Source organism: Candidatus Methanomassiliicoccus intestinalis Issoire-Mx1, assembly GCF_000404225.1.
Classification (GTDB): domain Archaea; phylum Thermoplasmatota; class Thermoplasmata; order Methanomassiliicoccales; family Methanomassiliicoccaceae; genus Methanomassiliicoccus_A; species Methanomassiliicoccus_A intestinalis.
Genome location: NC_021353.1, coordinates 1,001,346 through 1,018,873 on the forward strand (window position 1 = coordinate 1,001,346; position 17,528 = coordinate 1,018,873).

The following is a 17,528-nucleotide window of genomic DNA, read 5'->3' on the forward strand; positions in this document are numbered from 1 at the left end:
CAGAAACACCCTGCATGGTCCTTACTGGTATGTTTGCCATCGATTTCCACACCAGTACGGACCGCCTTTAACAATGATTCAGCGAAAGCGCTGTAAAACTAACGGAGAGATAACCGATGGAAGCAAAAACCAACCCCAATATCCTGAGTCTCGTACTCAGACGACAGACAAAAGTGCGAAAGATCAATGAAATTTTATCTGCAATCAATCCTGATAAGTCAGCGATTTCTGGACTCATTTCAGAGATACTGATGATTGATTCACAGATAATGATCATCAGCAATCCACAGGAGACTGCAGCATGACGGCCTGTGTAAAGACAACTGTTGCGGTTTTCAGATCTAGTATCACATCTGGGTTGTGATGATCGTGGGACGTAAAGTCAAAAATGTTACATTCGCTGCTCCAGAACACGTATACAAGCTTGTTGAGATTTACAAACAGGATCATAATTTTTCAGAAATGGTCTGCACTGCGATACTTCCGATTCTCATCAAGAATACTGGCAGCGAGGGTATAAGGCTCAGACTGGACCAGCTTTTAGGCCAGAAAAAGACGCTTGAAGAGAAGCAGCAGTCCGAGTTGAGCCAGATAACCAGCGAGATCAGCGATCTTCAAAACAGGCTGGAATTATCAAGCCGCCTGGAGCAGTCAAGAGCTGAGCAGAGGATACGATTCCTGGAAAGAGCAAAAGCTTCTCCAGACTGGTTCACCTCTGACGGATGGGACCTGTTCTCAGCATGGGCAAAAGGAAATACTCAGATCATCGCGGCCTGCGGGTTTGAGTCCTCAGATGCTGCGTACAGGTTTGTCAGAGATCAGATTACAAGAATTCCGCCGAAGACCAGCGTTTCAACGGAAGATGCTGCGGCCATCCTTGTATCCGCCAGAAAAGAGATCTCCAGACAATTCATACGCAATAACTGGGTCGCAAAGAAGGATGAATTCATTGCCTGGACAGCAACCGACAGAGGCACGAGGCTGATATCGCAGTCTGGCTGGTCTGTTGAAGAAGCATATGAGGTGCACAGACGACAGAAAGAAAAGGAGGAAGCGGTCGATGACAGAATCTGACCGGCCTTTCCCAGTCTCGGAGGCAGCTGAGTGACAGCTCTGGAATCCGACATCACCGAACTGCAGGAGAAGAACAGTTCTGTCAGATATTATACTCAGGAAGACGCCAGTCTTGAGTCAAAGTGGGAGTCTTTTCTCACTCTTGCTTACACTTCAGAGCTGTCTGAGATCGTAGCCGGATTCCCAAACATCAGATCAGTCTATGTTGATTTTTCAGATCTTGACAAGTTTGATCCAGATCTGGCATCAGCTGTTCTCGAAGATCCGGACAGGGCGCTTGATGCGGCAAGCCGTATAATCAAGAAAACATACCCTCTCACATTCGGCGGCTTAAAGGATGAGCTGCATGTGCGGATCACCTCTCTTCCGAATGATGTCAAGATTCCGATCAGCCACATCAGAACGTGCCATCTTGGAGACTTGATCTCTGTAGAGGGCATAATCCGGAAATCCACGGCAGTCAAACCATACATCACTGAGTCTGTATATCAGTGCCGCATCTGCGGAAATAAAATTCATATTATACAGGACGATGCAAGAAAGTACACTGAACCGACAGAGTGTCCGCGGAGCGAAGACGGATGCGGAAAGGCAGGAGCTAAAAATTTTAAACTGCTGTATAAGGAAACTGCTTTCTTAGACAATCAGAAAATCGAGATACAGGAGGCACCGGATTCGGTCAGATCCGGAGCGCAGCCTGCATCCATCATTGCATATCTTGATGATGATGCGGTAGGCAGCGTTACTGCAGGAGACAGAGTGACTCTTAACGGCATCTTAAGAGCAGAGCATAAGAGCCAGGCGATGACTCCGCAGTGCGACTTGTACCTGGATGTTCTATCAGTCGAGACGCAGCAGGATGTCTACGAAGAGATCGAGATAACTGATGATGACATCGCAGAGATCAAAACGATCTCACAGTCTCCAACGCTCTACAAGGATCTGGTAGCGTCAGTGTCTACAACGATATGCGGATATGACGTGGAGAAGCTGGCACTGGTTCTGCAGCTCTTCGGCGGAGTTCCCAAGACTCTTGATGACGGGTCGAGAGTGAGAGGGGACATTCATATTTTACTGATCGGTGATCCAGGGGTAGCTAAGTCACAGATGCTCCGGTATATCGCAAAAATGTCTCCACGGGGAATATATGCATCTGGAAAATCATCTACCTCAGCCGGCCTGTGCGCAACGGCAGTCAAGGATGATTTTGGAGAAGGGAGATGGACTCTCGAAGCCGGAGCATTGGTACTGGCAGATCAAGGAAATGCCTGCATTGATGAGATGGACAAAATGCGTGATGAAGACCGTTCATCAATGCACGAAGCCATGGAAAGCCAGACCATATCCATTGCCAAGGCCGGAATCACTGCTCAGCTGAACTCAAGAGCCAGCGTCCTGGGGGCGGCAAATCCGAAATTTGGCCGCTTTGAAGACACTATCCCGTTTTCTGAGCAGATCGACATGCCCCCTGCGCTCCTGTCCAGATTTGATCTTATCTTTGTAATCATTGATAAACCGGATGAGGCCAGGGACCGCAGCACATCCACACACATAATCAGCACACACAGGAGAGGCTCAGCAAGACAGCAGCGTAATGATCTGGAGGGTGTAGATCTGCAAAAGATCCTCAATGACACAGAAACCCTGAAACCAGTCTATGACAGACAGATCATGAGGAAATATATTGCTTACGCGAAAAACATCTTTCCTGTTTTGACTGATAAGGCGGCAGACCTGATACAGGACGCATATATGAAGATCAGGCAGCAGGGCTATGGAAACAATTCCTCGGTTCCGATTACTGCCAGGCAGCTTGAGGCATATATCAGGCTTGCTGAGGCCTCTGCAAGAGCAAGACTCTCAAATATCGCAACAGAGGAAGATGCACAGAGGGCCATCAGCCTGATTGAGTACTATCTGCAGAAAATAGCCGGCCAGAGCGGCACTCTGGATATAGATCATATAGCGACCGGCATCACCAAACAAAAACGGAATACTTTAGCAGTTGTTTCTGAAATAATTCATAATTTCGAGTCACGCACTTTTTCAGACGATGATGTTTTAGAAAACGGTCTCGAACACGGCATACCTGCTGAAAGCATCTCAAACATCTTAGCAAGTATGTGCAAACTAAGAGAAATTAGACATTTAGGAGGCGGAATTTATGAACGGCTCAGATAATTCTGAACAAAGGGCAGCAGGCAACACTCTCAACGGCCTGTCCCCTCCCCTGAAAGGGGGAGCTGCCCAACTTAACCACAAGCTGAAGAGAAATGCAGCCAGATACGGATATTACAAACAGTATCCTCACAATACAAAACTCAGAGGCTATGCATCACCGATGATGCTTGCCGAATTGTCCCTTTATAACACTGTTGTCTGGAAAGATTCCTGTTACGTATTAAATCCAACGGGGGAATCAGATGAGTGAAGCAAAAGACGGACCGTATATCTTTGACGGAACCGTGCTTACTCAGTATGTCGGATCATGGCAGAATGTTGTGGTGCCGGACGGCTTTGAGGTAATCGGCAGCAATGCCTTCCGCAGCCTGGATAAGCTGCGCAGCGTTACACTGCCGGCCAGCATCAGGCGCATAGGAAGCGGGGCATTTGCCGACTGCCCGTCCCTGTATTTTGTGTACCTCAGCACACTGGTGCTGCCCAAAATAGAAGACGGCGCCTTCACCGGTTCTCCAGTCTGCTATCTGATGACTGCTGACGGAGTCAACAGGATACAGGAGGTGGAGTGATGGTAAAGCATCCTCCGGTACTGTCGCATAACGGCAGATGGCTGAAAAGAGCTCCTCCAAACTCCCAGTTCTATCATGTGCCTGAGGGAGTGGAGGTCTTGGATACCAACTGCTTTGATGCTTCCAGAGACACACTGATCAGGGTGTTTTTACCGGACACCCTGAAAAAAATCAACTGCGGGGCATTCTGGGGACTGACGAAGTTAGAACATGTCACACTGCCGGCATCAGTCATCTACCTGGACAATGATGTTTTCTACGACTGTCCGGCACTGAAGGAGATCTACATCATGGGAGAGCCGGAAAATTACGGTCCGCTCTGCCACAACTGCCCCAGCGTGTATAAGGTCATGAAAAAAGGGCGGAACATCCTGCGAGAGGCACAGAGTTATGAAATCCGCGAGAGGGGGCAGTGCTCCCTGTTTGATTACGATAAAGCAGAAGCATGATTTATTTGAAAGGAGAATTAAAATGAACGACATTATTTGGGAAATATATGAGGCTGAAAGCAACAGGGTGGTCTCTGTTGAACGGTGTCCGTTCTGCGGCGATTTAGAGCTGTTCAGAACCCAGGATGCTGACGGCGATGGAAGAATCTGGAGCAGATGCGGGGGCTGCGGAGCGGAAACAGAGTATTCCGGTTCTTGGTCTCTATGTCCGATGTGCGGTCGTATGAATATCAGTCCAGATGAGTTTGAAATCAACGGCGGCATCTGTTCGGAATGCCGGCATGAGCAGAGAGGCGATGAGTGTGAAGCGGCTGGAGATGCTGCATTATGAATTTTCTTGAAGAAAGACGAAGAGAGTGATGAATATGTATGACGGATTTAACGAAGCTCAAACAAGCTGCCGCATTGCCCTGCATTATCTCAATGAAGTAGATGATATGCTGGCATCTGCATGCAGAGAACCGCTTGACATAAAGCAGTATAAAGAAATGTACAAATCACTTACTGCAGTACTGAAGAGTTCGAAATATGTCCTGAACACTCTGAATCTTGATTTTGGATTCAGGCCGTCGGATCTGGTGATTTATAGAAATGCAGTATTTACCAAAGTACGCTCCAGATCTGATCTGCATGTAGAGCACCGCGTGGGTGATGACACATTTGCAGTTCATTTCTGCGGTAATGATCTGAATGTTGCTGTTGAAGATCTTGACGCGCTGATTAGTTGTTTAACAGAATTTAAACAAGAACTTGGATTGGATGAGCACATTTACTCGATGCAGACTGTGAATGAAGTATGCGGGAGTGTAGGTGTGGAGAGATAAAACAGAGGTGACAAGATGAGTAAATCAATAGCTAACTGGATGATGGACATAGAGATACTTGCAGAAGAATATAATGATCTGGCAGAGAAACTGGAAACACTGATCATGCACATCCCTGAACCGCGCACCATGGATCTAAAAGATGTCAAAGGGCTGTATGAACGCAGCAGGGCATTGGAAGAGAACTATCGGAAATCATCAAAAAACATCGGCTCTCTGGTCTATATGTTTGAGGATGATTCCAGCAGAAATTGGGCAGGGTGTGAACCGGATGAGCTTGGAGATATTCTGACAGCATAATTTGAGCAATTCAAGCCAAATGAGAGGTGAACTGATGAATATCACTGATGAGGCCCAAGACGCCCGCAGAAAGGTGTTTGAACGCATGAATGGCGTGAGAGACGCTGTGGACGAGTTGACAGATCTCTTATCGAAAGATGAAGATATAGAGGAGTTGACGATTTTACTGGCGTATTCAATCACACAATTACACCTAGCTGAGTTCTGGGAGCGCATGAACTACAAACCTAATGAGGGGGAATGATCCGCTTGCCACGATATGTAGAACCTCATTACTGCTTTAATTTTGGGAAAGTGGAATTTGATTTTTGCAGACATCGCAGTCTACAAAAAACAGTTGAATTAAGAATCAGGGTTGATGACAAAGTCATCGATAGATATCCATTGCTGCTGAATTTTAATGATTTGCAGCAATTTGACACGAATTTAGAAGAAATACTATATAACTTTAAGTTGGCGGCAGCAGAAAAGGAGGACGAGTAAAATGGAATTAGATGAAATTGCGGAATTAATTGAAATGGCATCCGTTGGATTGAATGAGTACAACTCAAGGGAAAGAACAGCCGCCGAGGAAGATCTCATAACCAGAAGATATAACGCTCGATGTGCTGATGCGTTTAAAAATTTGCGTTTGGTAATGGACATAGATGATTGTAGCTCTCCAGAAGATGTGGTAACTTACACTGCTAGAGACCAGGATAGACTGAGAGCATGTGAAAACGCTATTGAAATTCTGCAAAAGTACCTGGGTATTGTCTATTCCGACTGTCCTCAAACGATTGCAGATAAGGCTATTCGCATGATTAAAGAATTGCAAGAGGATAAGGTAGAGATCGAATTTCACATTAACCAAGCGGCGAAGGCGTTTGATGACCTGGTCGAATACTTTGATCTCACCGATCCAGATATTCCAGAATATTATGCGCAAGAAATTAAAAGTAAATACGCCAAGTCGATAGACGACTTACACGCCCAAAGGCAGGAGATTGACGCTTTAGCATCAGAGTTAAAGAGGACCGAAAAGCAGCTAGAATCGTTTCGATACAAACACAGACAGACCAATGAACTTTACAATCAGGCCATCGATGTATTGAACGAGATAAATGGGATAGTCAACGGCGTTCCCGATACTGATAACAAGACTGCAATGGCTAATCAACACCGCAGATTACAGTTAGTCGAGGATGTTCGCAATCTTGCAAGGGAGTCAAGGGATGGATTGAAGTGCGAACTTGAACAAGCCCAAGATGAGATTGTAAATCTTAAGGCATTCAATGATTTTGCACGCAACGCATATAAGGACTGTCTGGAAACATTGAATCAGATAAATAAAATAATTAATGATAATAATGAGCGTATGGATTCAACAGCTCACCAGAAGGTGTTGGTGTTTGACACTTACAATCTTGTAAAGACCTTAAGAGAACTAAAAGAAAAGGAAGAGGATTAAAAATGCACTATGAAGTAGTGATTGATGTGGAAGTGGTGGAGTCGCATAGCGTGAAATTAGATTCAGATGAGAAATTAACATATGAAGATTTAGCATACAGAGCTTTTCAGGCTGTCAGAGAAGGAAAGAGCGATCGTATAGAAGCGGATTGTAGGGACTACTGGGAAATGATCGAGATTTACGAAGGCGACTTACTAACTGAAGAATTCACGTTGACCGAAGAAGATTGTGACGATGGCTGGAGGGATTAAAATGCACTATGGCGTATACGTGAATGTAGATGTCACGGAATTGCACTATATAGAAATAGATTCAGATGAAAAATTAACTGGGTCTGAGCTGGCAAAAAGGGCTTTTGAGAGTGTTGAACGTGATGGCGGCTGGTGTTTACAAAAATTTTATAATGATTACGATGAGGACACCCTTGAAGTCGAGGAAGGCGAGTTAAAAGAAGAGGAGGACGCTAAAAATGCACTATGAAGTAACGATTGAAGTTATAAAAAGGGAATGGCATGAAGTCGAATTAGATTATTATAGGAAATTAACTCGCTCAGAGCTGGCGGATGCCGCTTTTAAAGTAGTTAAGCGAGATCCTTTGGAGAGCCTCGTAGATGAGGACTACGATAATTGGGAAAGTATTGACGTTGATAAAGGCGAATTAGAAGGCGAGTGATATCATGTATGACTTCAAAGAAAAAATAGTTACTGTATCCACTCATGACGGCGATTATACGAGGGATTTTAAAGTCACATCGTATATAAATTGCCCCTTTTGTGATAACAAGAAAGATGAATTGTTTTGGTGCGGAATAAAAATTTATACTGAATTCAAGAAAATCGGTGAGCCATGCCGTGACTGGGATGGTGTGCCTATACCGTACACAATGTGCTATCACTCAAATGTATTTAGAGAGTCGGAACACGATCCGCAAGTATTCTGCCCGCTGCAAAGAAAATACAATGAGCGATTGAAAATGGACGAATCGATTGAGATTAAAGATGAATTCAATGAAACCTCAACACGCTTGGATAATACAGATTCTGCAGATGATCAAGACGGAGCGACTGGAGTCTATCCGGATAAAAGATAATTCCCTGATCTCTGAAAATATTTGAAACTCTGGCTATACAAAAAAAGTGATTAAAATGACATTTGAAAATATATTATGGAACAGCACAGGCTCTGCAGATACACCCCGCATCAAGTCTGAAAGGCAGCCTACTGATATGTGGTGATGAAATTGATGAGAAATGATCTTAAAACAGATGCAGAGACGCACGAAGGCCGTAGCGGCTTACTGCTCACTGACGATCAACTGATAAATCTCAGAATTTGGGATAAAACAGTGTTTGTGGGAGATGATTCTGAGGCATCAGAAGAGCTTGCTGAAAGGACGCGCAAAACCAAAGGCGGTGAAAAGGAATGATTACCGAACCTGCACCGGCATATTCAGCGGCGAAGCTGAGGGAATATTCTGCATTTTTTAAAAATGCAACTGGCTTGGATATGGAGTGACGGATATGGCAGAATGGATATATCACACCGATGAATCTGAATTTAAAAGAGTAAAACACGACTTATGCATTTATTTCTATAAACATAAAAAAGCTCCGTCAAAAGATGTGATACCTACGAGCGGCGATCTGATCACATTCATGCTGCCGGATGATGTGGCAGTATATGTGATATCAAAGGTAGAAGCGGTACCTGAAGGCAGGTATGGCGCATACTGTTGTTTTTTGAAAGAGAGACTGCAGTCAGAATACTACGGACCGGGGGTATCTCAGTGAGTGAGATCGAGAACCAGCACCATGGAGATGTTCACTGCCCAGGATGTGGTGAATATTGCACATACTCTCACAATGGCCAGGAAATGATAACGGAATGTAAAGACTGCAACAGCATCAGAATAGAGTTGGGAGGATCCCCCTTTCCCTATATCTCCAAGACACGGTCATACTGCCCGTTCTGCGGCAGTGCTATACAGAGATACAAGATCAGTGACTGCGGAGAAGCTGTCCAGTTCTGCGGAGTATGCTATACTCAATTTATAAAACTTCAGGAGGAAGGACAATGACAGAAAATAGTATTAAAGGTAAAGAATTAATTATACTGGCTAGAACACTGCATGCCTTTGATGAATATATCAACATCATGAAAGACATTCTTACAACTTATGACGATACAGTTCTCATCGAGGCTAAACGTATCGATGGCAGCACTCTCTTCCGATTGCCGGCGTGTGACACGGATTTAAGAATCAATTTGTCTCAGCTTTCATATCTGGACTTGGATGAAGATGCCGTTTATTACACCAGGCTCAGCAAGGATAATTTTGAAATATATAACGAAAAAGAATCGTATTTATTAGGGTTATCCAACGCACCAGTCGGCAGAAAGATTCCTGTACTTTCCAGTATCGCGGATAAAACTCCAGTAGAAGCCAGTATCAGCCAGGCAGATCTGCGCCGTTTTATGATGACCTGCAATAATTATGTTCCTGACAGCAGCTGCATTCGTTTTCATACCGACCCCTTGGGAGGCATCATCATGTCAAACAGCGATAAGAAATACAATTTCCATCTGAACGGCATCTTTACCGGCGGAAAGCATTCAAGCATCATATACCATAGATTTTTGTTTAGGCTTGCTGGAGTAATGTCAGGCGAGGTTAAAATCTCCTTTGGAACAAACTATCCAGTCAGATTTGAGTGGACCAACTGCGGCTATTCCTATCTGGCGTATATTGTCCCCATACCAGGAGGCAGGCTGGAATGAAGACAGGTGTTTCCAATCCTCAGCAAGTTACAGGCAAGTTAGATCTGGCTGCTGAAAATTCTGCTTTTCCAGCAAGTCCTCAGCAAGTTACAAGCAAGTTAGAATGTGAAGCTGCAGAGCGCTGTCTTGCCCGCTGCATGATGGATTGGCCGGGAGCACTAGACTATGAAGCTCTGCGCAGCCACCTGATAGCAAACTCTCACGATCCGCATGACCTGCTCAGCGCAGTAGATCACATGCTGAAAGAAAAATGGATCAGAGAAGAGGGCGGCCTCTGGAGCATCACGCAGAAAGGTATCGGCCACTTTTTCAGACTGGATGATGGAGATGATTGAAATGCATTATTATTCGACAGACATAACCATACATTTGACTCGTGATTATCGCGTAGAATTTGAGTCTGAAGATGAGCTGACTATCGATGAAGCATATGATTTGGTATTCCGTGCAATCAGAGACGGTTTTTCATCAATCAATTGGGACTCTGGATGCGGCAGGCTGGAATTCCATACAAGTGACGGTAGAAGCAGAAATATTGACAATATCGGCATAGATCTGCAAGATGAACACATGGAGCGGGGGCACTTCGAAATGTCAGAAGATATACTCAACGAGGACGGTGACTGAATGTGTCTTGCGGAAAGACAATTTGTTCAATACCCGCGTCAGTCATCTTTCAGGTCAGGTGATGACTGATGCGTATGATGTTATGCAGACACTGTAAGCACATAACCCGTGAAAATGCATGTGTTGACGGCATAAGCAGGACTCTGCTTAGATGTGACATTCTGAATGCAAATCAATTTTTCACCGCCTACAGAATGAATATCTGTGAATTGTTCGAAGCAGATCCATCATATTGCTGCGTTTTAGACTGGAAAAGTCGTTTTGATAAAGAAGGAGGGATAATAAATGCTCCGTTTTATAGATCTCTTCGCCGGAATCGGCGGTTTCAGGATGGGCATGGAACAGGCAGGCCACAGATGCGCCGGTTATGTGGAGATAGATAAGTATGCCCGCCGCAGCTATGAAGCAGTCTACGACACAGAAGGCGAGTGGAGTGCAGCAGATATTAGATGTGTTTCTGCTGGCGAGCTCAGAGCCATCGGCAGGATCGACTGTTTCTGCGGAGGATTTCCGTGCCAGACTTTCTCAATTGCAGGAAGAAGATCTGGATTTGAAGATACTCGCGGAACTCTTTTCTTTGAAATCGCCAGACTTGCGCAGAGCATCAGACCGCCTCTTCTGTTCCTTGAGAACGTTAAAGGTCTGCTCAGTCACGGGGGGGGGGGCGTTTAAAACAATCCTCACTACGCTGGATGATCTGGGGTATGATGCGGAATGGCAGGTGCTTAACAGCAAGGATTTCGGAGTGCCCCAAAACAGAGAACGTGTGTACATTGTTGGATATCTTAGAGGAAAATGCAGCGGACAAGTATTCCCTCTCGGAGAAATCCCGTGCAAGACTGAGGCTGTTCCAATGAAGAATATCGGCACGAGACTGATACAGGTTGGAATAATTGACAGAACCTACGAATCATCTGGTCGTGTGTTCTCTTCCAACGGTCTCTCGCCTACTCTTGTGATCCCGGGGGGCGGAGGCCGGACGGTGAAAATACTGAACGGCGGCAGAGTGCGCTGCCTTACTCCGAGGGAGTATTGGAGGCTGCAGGGTTTCCCAGACTGGGCATTCGAGAGAGCTGAAAAAGTAAACTCCGATACTCAGCTATACAAACAGGCTGGCAACTCGGTGACTGTTCCGGTTATTGCCGCCATCGCTGATAAACTTTCATCAATAATAATTTCAAATTAATAGGAGACATTTACATGGATGACAGTGAAAACTATGAAACACTTGAACATATTAAATTAGTAAATAATATAGGAATTAGCATTATTACCCAGCTGCAAAGGAGGCTCTTATTACACGATGCATCTAAGCTTGAAGAGCCTGAAGCAGATGCTTTCCGCAGGGCAGTGGATCTCAGTAAAATCGAATACAGCTCGGAAGACTACAATGCATCGCTGAAGAGCTTAGAGGATGCATTGAAACATCACTATCAGTGCAACCGTCATCATCCGGAACATTTTGAGAGCGGCATATCCGGCATGAATCTGGTAGACATCTGCGAGATGTTCATCGACTGGTCTGCTGCATGTCAGAGGACTAAAAACGGGGACATCAGAAAGAGCATAGTTCAGAATCAGAAAAGATTCGGCTTCTCAGACGACCTCTGCTCCATCTTTCAGAATACTGCCGACCTTTTGGATATCTGCTCAAAAGACTGTGGCATGAACAGAAACGACAGTGAGATCTGTAAGACAGACAATAATGTGCAGGAAGTGAGCCAGACTCTGCTGCTTGATGCTGAGTACCTCAGCGAATTAGACCTATTTGTTCTCAATATCCCAGGCATTCGGATGATGACTCGCGCTGAGCTGCAGGAATCAGCTGCAGAGCTGAGGGGCGACTCTCAGAAATACTCAGAAGGAATCGAAGAGTCGATAGATACTTTAGTGGATATCGGAGCGTTTGGCAAAAGAGGCGGCTATTATTTCACTTCAGCATACGGATGGAAGCTGAAAAAGCATCTGTCACTTGTTGAACAGGAGTGATCTGCATGAATGTTCTGCTGATCGATGCTGACTCGAAAATTCCCAATCTGGCATTAATGAAACTGTCAGCGTATCATAAAGCACTAGGGGATGACGTAGGTTTCAGCATCTCCGATCCGCTGCAGCCTGAGAAGCAGATGCACTTCAGCAGTGATGCCAGGGTGATGTATCAATGAATCTTCAGGAAGCGAAAGAGAAGATTCAGAAGTGCCTTGCCCTTTCAGACTCTCCGAATGAGCATGAGGCACAGACTGCCCTTCTGATGGCCAGAAAGCTCATGGCATCATACAAGCTGTCAGATGCCGATCTCACAAAGACACCGTCCAGTTTGGAGGTGGAGAAAAGGCTTACAAGCATAACCTATTCAAGAAGGCGTGATGCATGGATAGGTGCTCTTGCAAACCTGATCGCTGAAAAGCACTGCTGCAGCAGCTGCTATACACACGAGTACAACAAACAGACACGGTTTGTGGAGATGATCGGTTTTCCCGATGATCTTGATTTGTGCATTAGGGCGTTTGAGTATGCTGTCTATGCTGTCCACACTAACATAATCTACAGAAAGCCAGCACATGAGATGTCATATGCACTCGGCTTCATTAATGGTTTGAAAAAGGCCTATGATCATCAAGACGAATGTGAAGAAACAGCTCTGGTGGCCATCATTCCTAAAGAAGTCACAGAGTATGTAAAATCCACCGTCAAGTTTCTGAAGGAGGAGCCTAACGAACGCACCAGGGCATACTGTGCCACATCATACAGCCTTGGAGTGCTGGATGGAAAGAATCATCTGACCAAGAAGATCTGTAAAGCAGAGGAGGGATCAGCGTGATATATCAGATCCCGTGTGTGATGCTGCAAAATCCAGCACATCTGCTGGGAAGGAGGTTGGTCATCAGACCAAAGGAGGCTTCTGTATGACCCTGCCGCCTTTCCCATATTATGGAGCGAAGACGAAGCATCTCAGATTCCTGCTGCCCCTGCTCCCTCAGACAAAATGCTACTGTGAGCCTTTCGGCGGTTCAATGGCCGTCATGCTGGCAAGAACACCATCCGAGGTCGAGACCTACAACGATATCGATTCAAACGTGGTGAACTTTTTCAGAGTCCTGAGAGAGCAGCCTGACAAACTGCTCAGAATGCTGGAGCTCACTCCGTTTTCCAGGGAAGAGTACAATCTGGCCAGGGATATGGAGAAAGAAAGCGATCTTGAAAGAGCTAGAATGTTCTTTCTCAGAGCCTCGGTATCATACGGTGCCAGATATTCCAGGGGAGCATTCAATACAACCAACAACAATTCTGTAAACGGGGTGCCTGAAAGAATCTCAAGGTACCGCAGGTACCTGGGAAGGCTGGAGGCCGTTTCAGAACGCATACTCAGGATACAGATCGAAAACCTCGATGCTCTGGACATTATCAAAAGGTACGATACCCCGGATACCCTTTTTTACTGCGATCCTCCGTATGATCACAGTGCAAGGGTTCAGGACAGATGCTACAAAGTAGAGCCTGACAGCACATACCACCGCCTCATTGCCTCTGCTCTCAGATCTATTGAGGGTTATGCTGCCATTTCGGGCTACAAGAGCAGACTCTATGAGGAGCTTTACTCAGGCTGGTACTGCACGGAGGACAAGCCGAACCGTTACAATGAGAATCACAGTGAAAGGACAGAGGTTCTCTGGACTAACTATAATCCAGAAACGTTTGAGAAAATTAGCATCATGCCCCAGGTTAAGCAGCTAAATCTTGACGGGATTGAAGGAGGTGCGTGTCAATGAGCTATCCTCTTGTTCATTACCGCAAGCTGCCAGAGGCTCTATTTCTCAAGCTGGAGCGCGGAGAAATTGACACGATAGTCTGCTATGACCCTTACTGCGATATATCTGCAGGAGACACGTTCTGCATTTTCCTTTTCAACACAAAGACGGAAATGACAGTGCGTAAGCTGTACCGCAGAGTAGCCGATACCCCGATCCGCAGGCCTGGAGGCTATGCGGAAGTCAATGTAGGTGCGTCAAGATGACTGAAACCTACTTCGACAGACTGGTAAAAGATGTTCTTTTAGTCATCAACAATCACCCAGGCTGCTGCTCCTACACAGACCTCTTGGATTATGCTGGATCTAAGAACATTTCAGAAGGAGGCCTGGGCTCAGTGCTGTCGCACCTGAGTCTGATGGAATTTGTAACGGTTTCAGAAAAAACAGTCTATAAAATAACCGCAAAGGGAACGATGCATCTGCGGAAATGCAGGGCGCTGCCAGACAATCAGACTAAATTAGATTTTTTAGAGGGATTATAAATGATCAAATCAGATGATTTTAACCATACACATATAATTCATAAATTGAAAATATTATTGCAGGATTTTGAACAGGCCATAACGGGAATTAAGAATTTTGAACAGATAAATGACAATGGGGATTACCAGGTAAATGATCTCTTAGTTTTGAAAGAGTGGGATCCAGACACTGAAGGATTCACAGGCAGGGAAGCGGCCAGACGCATCCGTCATGTGCCGAAGAATGTTCCGTGTCTGAATTCTGAATACGCCATTCTGGATATCGAAGAGAATCAGAGTGACATGCCGGACAATCAAGATCCAGGCGAGTCTGTAATGTCCGAATCTATTGAACTCTGTATAGCCAGACTCCTCCTGTCTGCATATCAGAACGGCAGGGTTGTGTTGACTATAAGCCTGATAACCCGCATAAGGCATGAGCAATACAGCATGTATGATCTGATAAGTGCTCTTTACTCCCTTGAGAAGCTGAATTACATAAGATCATCACACGACTGCTGGATCATAACCAAAAAGGGCATTGATCATTTTTTCAGATCAGGTGATAGATGATGCCTGTGAGACTGTGCAGACACTGCAAACACACAACCCGTGAACGGATATACGGCGTTGATGACTGCATAGGCAGGACTGTGTTCGGATGCGACCTTCTGAATGCAGATGAATATCTCACTGCATACAAAACAAATGTCTGCAGATCGTTCGAAGATGATTCAGAATCATACTCTTGCAGCGACTGCATTCACATCATATCCGGCACAGTGCGTGGCCTGGAGACTTTGCGTTGTGAGTTCAACAATGCCCCTGTGGATGACTGGAACTGCTCTGATTTTGAAGACATGTTTGAGGAGGCAGAGCAATGACTGATGCTGAACATTATGCAGATAAAAAATTACCAACGATGACGCAAAGCGAACTGCTGTCATTCAGCAACCGATTGGACTTCTGGATGCGGCAGGCAGATACAATCTCTGCAGAGATTAACAAATTCACTTCAAATCACGACTGCGGTGCACTCAGTACTGCTATCAGCAAATGTCTGCAGCTCGCATCACAGATACATGATTTCAGAGAATCGGAGTGGAAAGATGCATCCGTGCTCATAGCCCAGATGTCAGAAGAACTGGGTCATCAGGAAACGACCCGATACAAAAAGAATAAACTGTACAGATCTCTTGAAGAAAAATACAATCAAGATCTTCTGATTGTGCGTGCATTCAGCTCTGCTGATCGTTATGCAGTTATCGGAGGCTACGGTCTTGCAGATCTGCATAAAAAAATCCGAAAGATAATGACTGAGCAGAAACTGTCAAAACTGATTCTGCGGGAGTCCAAAGGCGTATACTGCAAGACTAACAAAGTAAGAATTGAATGCGGCAAAGTGGTATTCGAAAAGTCTGAGTGGCCTTATGCAAGCAAGCCGATCGACAGCGCATTTTTTGACATTGATCAGCCGAACATAGTCTGGGACGAGGAACGCCCGATGCCTATGTACCGCTGCCCTTACTGTTATGACCTGGCGAAAAGGCAGCAGGCCGAATGTGAAGCATGCGGAGGCACCAAGCGGATCTCCGTGGATGATTTTAATTCATGGTTCGAAACCAATTGGAAGAAACTCAGCGAGGGCACCGCATATGCCTGAGGATGATGCGGATCTGCCTGCTGCACTGGCAGAAATAGGGCGGTGCAGCGCCCATCAAAGGCCTTCCGTGTCTTTGAATTCCAAAACTACATATAATGCAAGATAAATAGACAATAAATGATTATTAGAATATTAATTAATTAACAGGATTGATAATGATGATTAAACTCAGACCTCTGCCGGCCCTGCCTGCCAGAGACGCTAAAACTGATGTTAAACTGAAGTATGTCCAGCTTACAGCAAAAGACAAAAACAAGAATGTCAGATCATATCTGATATCTGCGGCGTCAATTGCCATGAAATATGCTGAAGAGGCAGCCGCGGATGTTGTGGACACGGCCTATCCCGACATATACTGGTCTCACTTTTTTTGGATATATGAATCTGATTCCAATATCCTTGAGACTCTCGACAGAATATCCACATATGATATGGATTGGATCCTGGAGACTGCTTCGCCGTACAATACCGAAGAAGATCTCACTTTAGATGACATTGACCGTAACTGGAACAGCATTAAAACATCTGTAGTCTGCAGAGTGCTTGCCCCCTTTGTTGAAAGATCCAAGCACCGCATGACTAAAGTACAGATCGAAGAGCGTGAGCGCCTGAAAAACGAAGAGAAATTCCAGATGATGCTGGCTGACCTGCGGTCTCAGGGATGGGAACTTATCGAAAGATCTGTTTTGGATGAGCTGATAGAGGAAAAACAGCAGTTAGATGACGAATTAACAGACGATGACTGTGTTTCTGAAGAATGTGAAGAAGAAAGTGCAGAACCCAGACCTGTCATAAAAAAGATTGTGCCCAATTCAGGTCTGGATGACATACCGACCGTATTTTTTGAAGGGATTGCAGATGTATAAAAAGACCAAGGAGACTAAAGTACCCAAGACATTCATTCTCAGCGAAAAATGTGAATGGCAGATCAGGGCGATTGCTTTCAACAACAATCTCAAGCAGTATGAGGTTGTTGAAGAAGCGGTTGCTCTTCTGCGGCTCTTGATGGCCGAACGGCCGAAAGAACTTGACAGACTGCTGGCGGCAGCGCTGAACTACCAGGATGAAGTCTTGTCTCAAGAGGATCTGCAGCGTACACTAGACAGGTTTTTCGTAGCAAATGACGAGCTGCTGGCGTAATCGAACGAAAAACATCAGCTGACTGCACAGCAGGTATGGATGGCTTGGGCATCAATACTCTTCACCAGATTTTGATGTGCCAAAGCCGCTCTGCCTTATACATTGCATTCCAGAAGGACTGATGAAACACATGTTGTGGATTTTTTATGTATAATTTACATATTTTAACATTATCTAGCTTAAAAGTATATATTCCCCAA

32 protein-coding genes and 1 pseudogene are annotated in these 17,528 nt (G+C 45.2%); all 33 read left to right on the forward strand.

Translation table 11 applies throughout. The annotated features are described in order from the left end of the window. The first annotated feature begins 116 nt into the window (after positions 1–116). The 33 genes and pseudogenes from H729_RS04780 (at position 117) to H729_RS04940 (ending at position 17,328) form a co-directional block, all read left to right on the forward strand. Positions 117–305: a hypothetical protein gene (locus tag H729_RS04780; protein WP_020448869.1), complete on the forward strand. Its 189-nt coding sequence runs from the start codon at positions 117–119 to the stop codon at positions 303–305. Between the two features lie 64 nt (positions 306–369). Further along, positions 370–1,074: a hypothetical protein gene (locus H729_RS04785; RefSeq protein ID WP_020448870.1), complete on the forward strand. Its 705-nt coding sequence runs from the start codon at positions 370–372 to the stop codon at positions 1,072–1,074. A gap of 30 nt (positions 1,075–1,104) precedes the next feature. Continuing rightward, positions 1,105–3,255, forward strand: coding sequence for a minichromosome maintenance protein MCM (locus H729_RS04790; protein WP_020448871.1), 2,151 nt, complete (start codon positions 1,105–1,107; stop codon positions 3,253–3,255). Next, entirely contained in the window at positions 3,239–3,505 is a 267-nt protein-coding gene (locus H729_RS04795; RefSeq protein WP_020448872.1) for a hypothetical protein, read from the forward strand. The genes H729_RS04790 and H729_RS04795 overlap by 17 nt, the downstream gene beginning before the upstream one ends. Beyond that, on the forward strand, positions 3,498–3,824 hold the full coding sequence (locus H729_RS04800) for a leucine-rich repeat protein (RefSeq protein ID WP_020448873.1): 327 nt from the start codon (positions 3,498–3,500) through the stop codon (positions 3,822–3,824). Before H729_RS04795 ends, H729_RS04800 begins: the two co-directional genes overlap by 8 nt. Next, complete coding sequence (locus H729_RS04805) at positions 3,824–4,273, forward strand: leucine-rich repeat protein (RefSeq protein ID WP_020448874.1); 450 nt, start codon at positions 3,824–3,826, stop codon at positions 4,271–4,273. The genes H729_RS04800 and H729_RS04805 overlap by 1 nt, the downstream gene beginning before the upstream one ends. A gap of 22 nt (positions 4,274–4,295) precedes the next feature. After that, the gene (locus H729_RS04810) at positions 4,296–4,604 is read left to right on the forward strand and encodes a hypothetical protein (RefSeq protein ID WP_020448875.1); all 309 of its coding nucleotides are present in this window, start codon (positions 4,296–4,298) and stop codon (positions 4,602–4,604) included. A 34-nt stretch (positions 4,605–4,638) separates the two neighbouring features. Next, entirely contained in the window at positions 4,639–5,097 is a 459-nt protein-coding gene (locus H729_RS04815; protein ID WP_048133960.1) for a hypothetical protein, read from the forward strand. A gap of 15 nt (positions 5,098–5,112) precedes the next feature. After that, a complete protein-coding gene (locus H729_RS04820; protein WP_020448877.1) occupies positions 5,113–5,397 on the forward strand; it encodes a hypothetical protein in 285 nt (94 codons plus the stop codon). A gap of 34 nt (positions 5,398–5,431) precedes the next feature. Continuing rightward, positions 5,432–5,641, forward strand: coding sequence for a hypothetical protein (locus H729_RS04825; protein WP_020448878.1), 210 nt, complete (start codon positions 5,432–5,434; stop codon positions 5,639–5,641). A 240-nt stretch (positions 5,642–5,881) separates the two neighbouring features. After that, the gene (locus H729_RS04835) at positions 5,882–6,847 is read left to right on the forward strand and encodes a hypothetical protein (protein ID WP_020448880.1); all 966 of its coding nucleotides are present in this window, start codon (positions 5,882–5,884) and stop codon (positions 6,845–6,847) included. A gap of 2 nt (positions 6,848–6,849) precedes the next feature. Further along, complete coding sequence (locus H729_RS04840; protein ID WP_020448881.1) at positions 6,850–7,098, forward strand: hypothetical protein; 249 nt, start codon at positions 6,850–6,852, stop codon at positions 7,096–7,098. A gap of 1 nt (position 7,099) precedes the next feature. Further along, entirely contained in the window at positions 7,100–7,327 is a 228-nt protein-coding gene (locus H729_RS04845) for a hypothetical protein (protein WP_048133963.1), read from the forward strand. After that, positions 7,317–7,520: a hypothetical protein gene (locus H729_RS04850; RefSeq protein WP_020448883.1), complete on the forward strand. Its 204-nt coding sequence runs from the start codon at positions 7,317–7,319 to the stop codon at positions 7,518–7,520. The genes H729_RS04845 and H729_RS04850 overlap by 11 nt, the downstream gene beginning before the upstream one ends. A 4-nt stretch (positions 7,521–7,524) precedes the next feature. After that, positions 7,525–7,938 carry a hypothetical protein gene (locus H729_RS04855; protein ID WP_020448884.1) on the forward strand — a complete coding sequence of 138 codons (414 nt, stop codon included), beginning with the start codon at positions 7,525–7,527 and terminating at the stop codon, positions 7,936–7,938. Between the two features lie 153 nt (positions 7,939–8,091). Next, the gene (locus tag H729_RS04860; RefSeq protein ID WP_020448885.1) at positions 8,092–8,274 is read left to right on the forward strand and encodes a hypothetical protein; all 183 of its coding nucleotides are present in this window, start codon (positions 8,092–8,094) and stop codon (positions 8,272–8,274) included. Positions 8,275–8,368: 94 nt separating this feature from the next. After that, the gene (locus tag H729_RS04865; protein WP_020448886.1) at positions 8,369–8,638 is read left to right on the forward strand and encodes a hypothetical protein; all 270 of its coding nucleotides are present in this window, start codon (positions 8,369–8,371) and stop codon (positions 8,636–8,638) included. Then, positions 8,635–8,925 carry a hypothetical protein gene (locus H729_RS04870; RefSeq protein ID WP_020448887.1) on the forward strand — a complete coding sequence of 97 codons (291 nt, stop codon included), beginning with the start codon at positions 8,635–8,637 and terminating at the stop codon, positions 8,923–8,925. The genes H729_RS04865 and H729_RS04870 overlap by 4 nt, the downstream gene beginning before the upstream one ends. Further along, the gene (locus H729_RS04875) at positions 8,922–9,626 is read left to right on the forward strand and encodes a hypothetical protein (RefSeq protein WP_020448888.1); all 705 of its coding nucleotides are present in this window, start codon (positions 8,922–8,924) and stop codon (positions 9,624–9,626) included. Before H729_RS04870 ends, H729_RS04875 begins: the two co-directional genes overlap by 4 nt. Next, entirely contained in the window at positions 9,623–9,961 is a 339-nt protein-coding gene (locus tag H729_RS04880) for a hypothetical protein (RefSeq protein WP_020448889.1), read from the forward strand. Before H729_RS04875 ends, H729_RS04880 begins: the two co-directional genes overlap by 4 nt. Continuing rightward, positions 9,954–10,253, forward strand: a complete 300-nt coding sequence (locus H729_RS04885; RefSeq protein WP_147554394.1) for a hypothetical protein — start codon at positions 9,954–9,956, stop codon at positions 10,251–10,253. The genes H729_RS04880 and H729_RS04885 overlap by 8 nt, the downstream gene beginning before the upstream one ends. Positions 10,254–10,538: 285 nt before the next feature. After that, a pseudogene (locus H729_RS10295) lies at positions 10,539–11,439 on the forward strand (DNA cytosine methyltransferase). Positions 11,440–11,453: 14 nt separating this feature from the next. Then, complete coding sequence (locus H729_RS09465) at positions 11,454–12,242, forward strand: DUF5662 family protein (protein ID WP_020448893.1); 789 nt, start codon at positions 11,454–11,456, stop codon at positions 12,240–12,242. Positions 12,243–12,247: 5 nt separating this feature from the next. Further along, positions 12,248–12,418 (forward strand): hypothetical protein, encoded by a 171-nt coding sequence (locus H729_RS09975; protein ID WP_172618634.1) that lies wholly within the window; start codon positions 12,248–12,250, stop codon positions 12,416–12,418. Beyond that, positions 12,415–13,074 (forward strand): DUF2786 domain-containing protein, encoded by a 660-nt coding sequence (locus H729_RS04900; RefSeq protein ID WP_020448894.1) that lies wholly within the window; start codon positions 12,415–12,417, stop codon positions 13,072–13,074. The genes H729_RS09975 and H729_RS04900 overlap by 4 nt, the downstream gene beginning before the upstream one ends. Before the next feature lie 85 nt (positions 13,075–13,159). Further along, complete coding sequence (locus tag H729_RS04905; protein ID WP_020448895.1) at positions 13,160–14,023, forward strand: DNA adenine methylase; 864 nt, start codon at positions 13,160–13,162, stop codon at positions 14,021–14,023. Continuing rightward, complete coding sequence (locus tag H729_RS04910; RefSeq protein ID WP_020448896.1) at positions 14,020–14,268, forward strand: hypothetical protein; 249 nt, start codon at positions 14,020–14,022, stop codon at positions 14,266–14,268. The genes H729_RS04905 and H729_RS04910 overlap by 4 nt, the downstream gene beginning before the upstream one ends. Beyond that, entirely contained in the window at positions 14,265–14,546 is a 282-nt protein-coding gene (locus H729_RS04915) for a hypothetical protein (RefSeq protein ID WP_020448897.1), read from the forward strand. The genes H729_RS04910 and H729_RS04915 overlap by 4 nt, the downstream gene beginning before the upstream one ends. Before the next feature lie 45 nt (positions 14,547–14,591). Further along, positions 14,592–15,098, forward strand: coding sequence for an ASCH/PUA domain-containing protein (locus H729_RS09470; RefSeq protein WP_172618666.1), 507 nt, complete (start codon positions 14,592–14,594; stop codon positions 15,096–15,098). Then, positions 15,098–15,409 (forward strand): hypothetical protein, encoded by a 312-nt coding sequence (locus tag H729_RS04925; RefSeq protein WP_048133965.1) that lies wholly within the window; start codon positions 15,098–15,100, stop codon positions 15,407–15,409. The genes H729_RS09470 and H729_RS04925 overlap by 1 nt, the downstream gene beginning before the upstream one ends. After that, positions 15,406–16,188, forward strand: a complete 783-nt coding sequence (locus H729_RS04930; protein WP_020448900.1) for a hypothetical protein — start codon at positions 15,406–15,408, stop codon at positions 16,186–16,188. Before H729_RS04925 ends, H729_RS04930 begins: the two co-directional genes overlap by 4 nt. 155 nt (positions 16,189–16,343) lie before the next feature. Beyond that, a complete protein-coding gene (locus tag H729_RS04935) occupies positions 16,344–17,054 on the forward strand; it encodes a hypothetical protein (protein WP_020448901.1) in 711 nt (236 codons plus the stop codon). After that, the gene (locus H729_RS04940; protein WP_020448902.1) at positions 17,047–17,328 is read left to right on the forward strand and encodes a hypothetical protein; all 282 of its coding nucleotides are present in this window, start codon (positions 17,047–17,049) and stop codon (positions 17,326–17,328) included. The genes H729_RS04935 and H729_RS04940 overlap by 8 nt, the downstream gene beginning before the upstream one ends. Positions 17,329–17,528: the final 200 nt, after the last annotated feature.

Bases quoted from the DNA above. Each gene is read 5' to 3' on its own strand.
- H729_RS04780 (WP_020448869.1), top strand. From the start codon at position 117: ATGGAAGCAAAAACCAACCCCAATATCCTGAGTCTCGTACTCAGACGA.
- H729_RS04795 (WP_020448872.1), top strand. From the start codon at position 3,239: ATGAACGGCTCAGATAATTCTGAACAAAGGGCAGCAGGCAACACTCTC.
- H729_RS04800 (WP_020448873.1), top strand. From the start codon at position 3,498: ATGAGTGAAGCAAAAGACGGACCGTATATCTTTGACGGAACCGTGCTT.
- H729_RS04805 (WP_020448874.1), top strand. From the start codon at position 3,824: ATGGTAAAGCATCCTCCGGTACTGTCGCATAACGGCAGATGGCTGAAA.
- H729_RS04810 (WP_020448875.1), top strand. From the start codon at position 4,296: ATGAACGACATTATTTGGGAAATATATGAGGCTGAAAGCAACAGGGTG.
- H729_RS04815 (WP_048133960.1), top strand. From the start codon at position 4,639: ATGTATGACGGATTTAACGAAGCTCAAACAAGCTGCCGCATTGCCCTG.
- H729_RS04820 (WP_020448877.1), top strand. From the start codon at position 5,113: ATGAGTAAATCAATAGCTAACTGGATGATGGACATAGAGATACTTGCA.
- H729_RS04825 (WP_020448878.1), top strand. From the start codon at position 5,432: ATGAATATCACTGATGAGGCCCAAGACGCCCGCAGAAAGGTGTTTGAA.
- H729_RS04835 (WP_020448880.1), top strand. From the start codon at position 5,882: ATGGAATTAGATGAAATTGCGGAATTAATTGAAATGGCATCCGTTGGA.
- H729_RS04840 (WP_020448881.1), top strand. From the start codon at position 6,850: ATGCACTATGAAGTAGTGATTGATGTGGAAGTGGTGGAGTCGCATAGC.
- H729_RS04845 (WP_048133963.1), top strand. From the start codon at position 7,100: ATGCACTATGGCGTATACGTGAATGTAGATGTCACGGAATTGCACTAT.
- H729_RS04850 (WP_020448883.1), top strand. From the start codon at position 7,317: ATGCACTATGAAGTAACGATTGAAGTTATAAAAAGGGAATGGCATGAA.
- H729_RS04855 (WP_020448884.1), top strand. From the start codon at position 7,525: ATGTATGACTTCAAAGAAAAAATAGTTACTGTATCCACTCATGACGGC.
- H729_RS04860 (WP_020448885.1), top strand. From the start codon at position 8,092: ATGAGAAATGATCTTAAAACAGATGCAGAGACGCACGAAGGCCGTAGC.
- H729_RS04865 (WP_020448886.1), top strand. From the start codon at position 8,369: ATGGCAGAATGGATATATCACACCGATGAATCTGAATTTAAAAGAGTA.
- H729_RS04875 (WP_020448888.1), top strand. From the start codon at position 8,922: ATGACAGAAAATAGTATTAAAGGTAAAGAATTAATTATACTGGCTAGA.
- H729_RS04880 (WP_020448889.1), top strand. From the start codon at position 9,623: ATGAAGACAGGTGTTTCCAATCCTCAGCAAGTTACAGGCAAGTTAGAT.
- H729_RS04885 (WP_147554394.1), top strand. From the start codon at position 9,954: ATGATTGAAATGCATTATTATTCGACAGACATAACCATACATTTGACT.
- H729_RS09465 (WP_020448893.1), top strand. From the start codon at position 11,454: ATGGATGACAGTGAAAACTATGAAACACTTGAACATATTAAATTAGTA.
- H729_RS09975 (WP_172618634.1), top strand. From the start codon at position 12,248: ATGAATGTTCTGCTGATCGATGCTGACTCGAAAATTCCCAATCTGGCA.
- H729_RS04900 (WP_020448894.1), top strand. From the start codon at position 12,415: ATGAATCTTCAGGAAGCGAAAGAGAAGATTCAGAAGTGCCTTGCCCTT.
- H729_RS04905 (WP_020448895.1), top strand. From the start codon at position 13,160: ATGACCCTGCCGCCTTTCCCATATTATGGAGCGAAGACGAAGCATCTC.
- H729_RS04910 (WP_020448896.1), top strand. From the start codon at position 14,020: ATGAGCTATCCTCTTGTTCATTACCGCAAGCTGCCAGAGGCTCTATTT.
- H729_RS04915 (WP_020448897.1), top strand. From the start codon at position 14,265: ATGACTGAAACCTACTTCGACAGACTGGTAAAAGATGTTCTTTTAGTC.
- H729_RS04925 (WP_048133965.1), top strand. From the start codon at position 15,098: ATGCCTGTGAGACTGTGCAGACACTGCAAACACACAACCCGTGAACGG.
- H729_RS04930 (WP_020448900.1), top strand. From the start codon at position 15,406: ATGACTGATGCTGAACATTATGCAGATAAAAAATTACCAACGATGACG.
- H729_RS04935 (WP_020448901.1), top strand. From the start codon at position 16,344: ATGATGATTAAACTCAGACCTCTGCCGGCCCTGCCTGCCAGAGACGCT.
- H729_RS04940 (WP_020448902.1), top strand. From the start codon at position 17,047: ATGTATAAAAAGACCAAGGAGACTAAAGTACCCAAGACATTCATTCTC.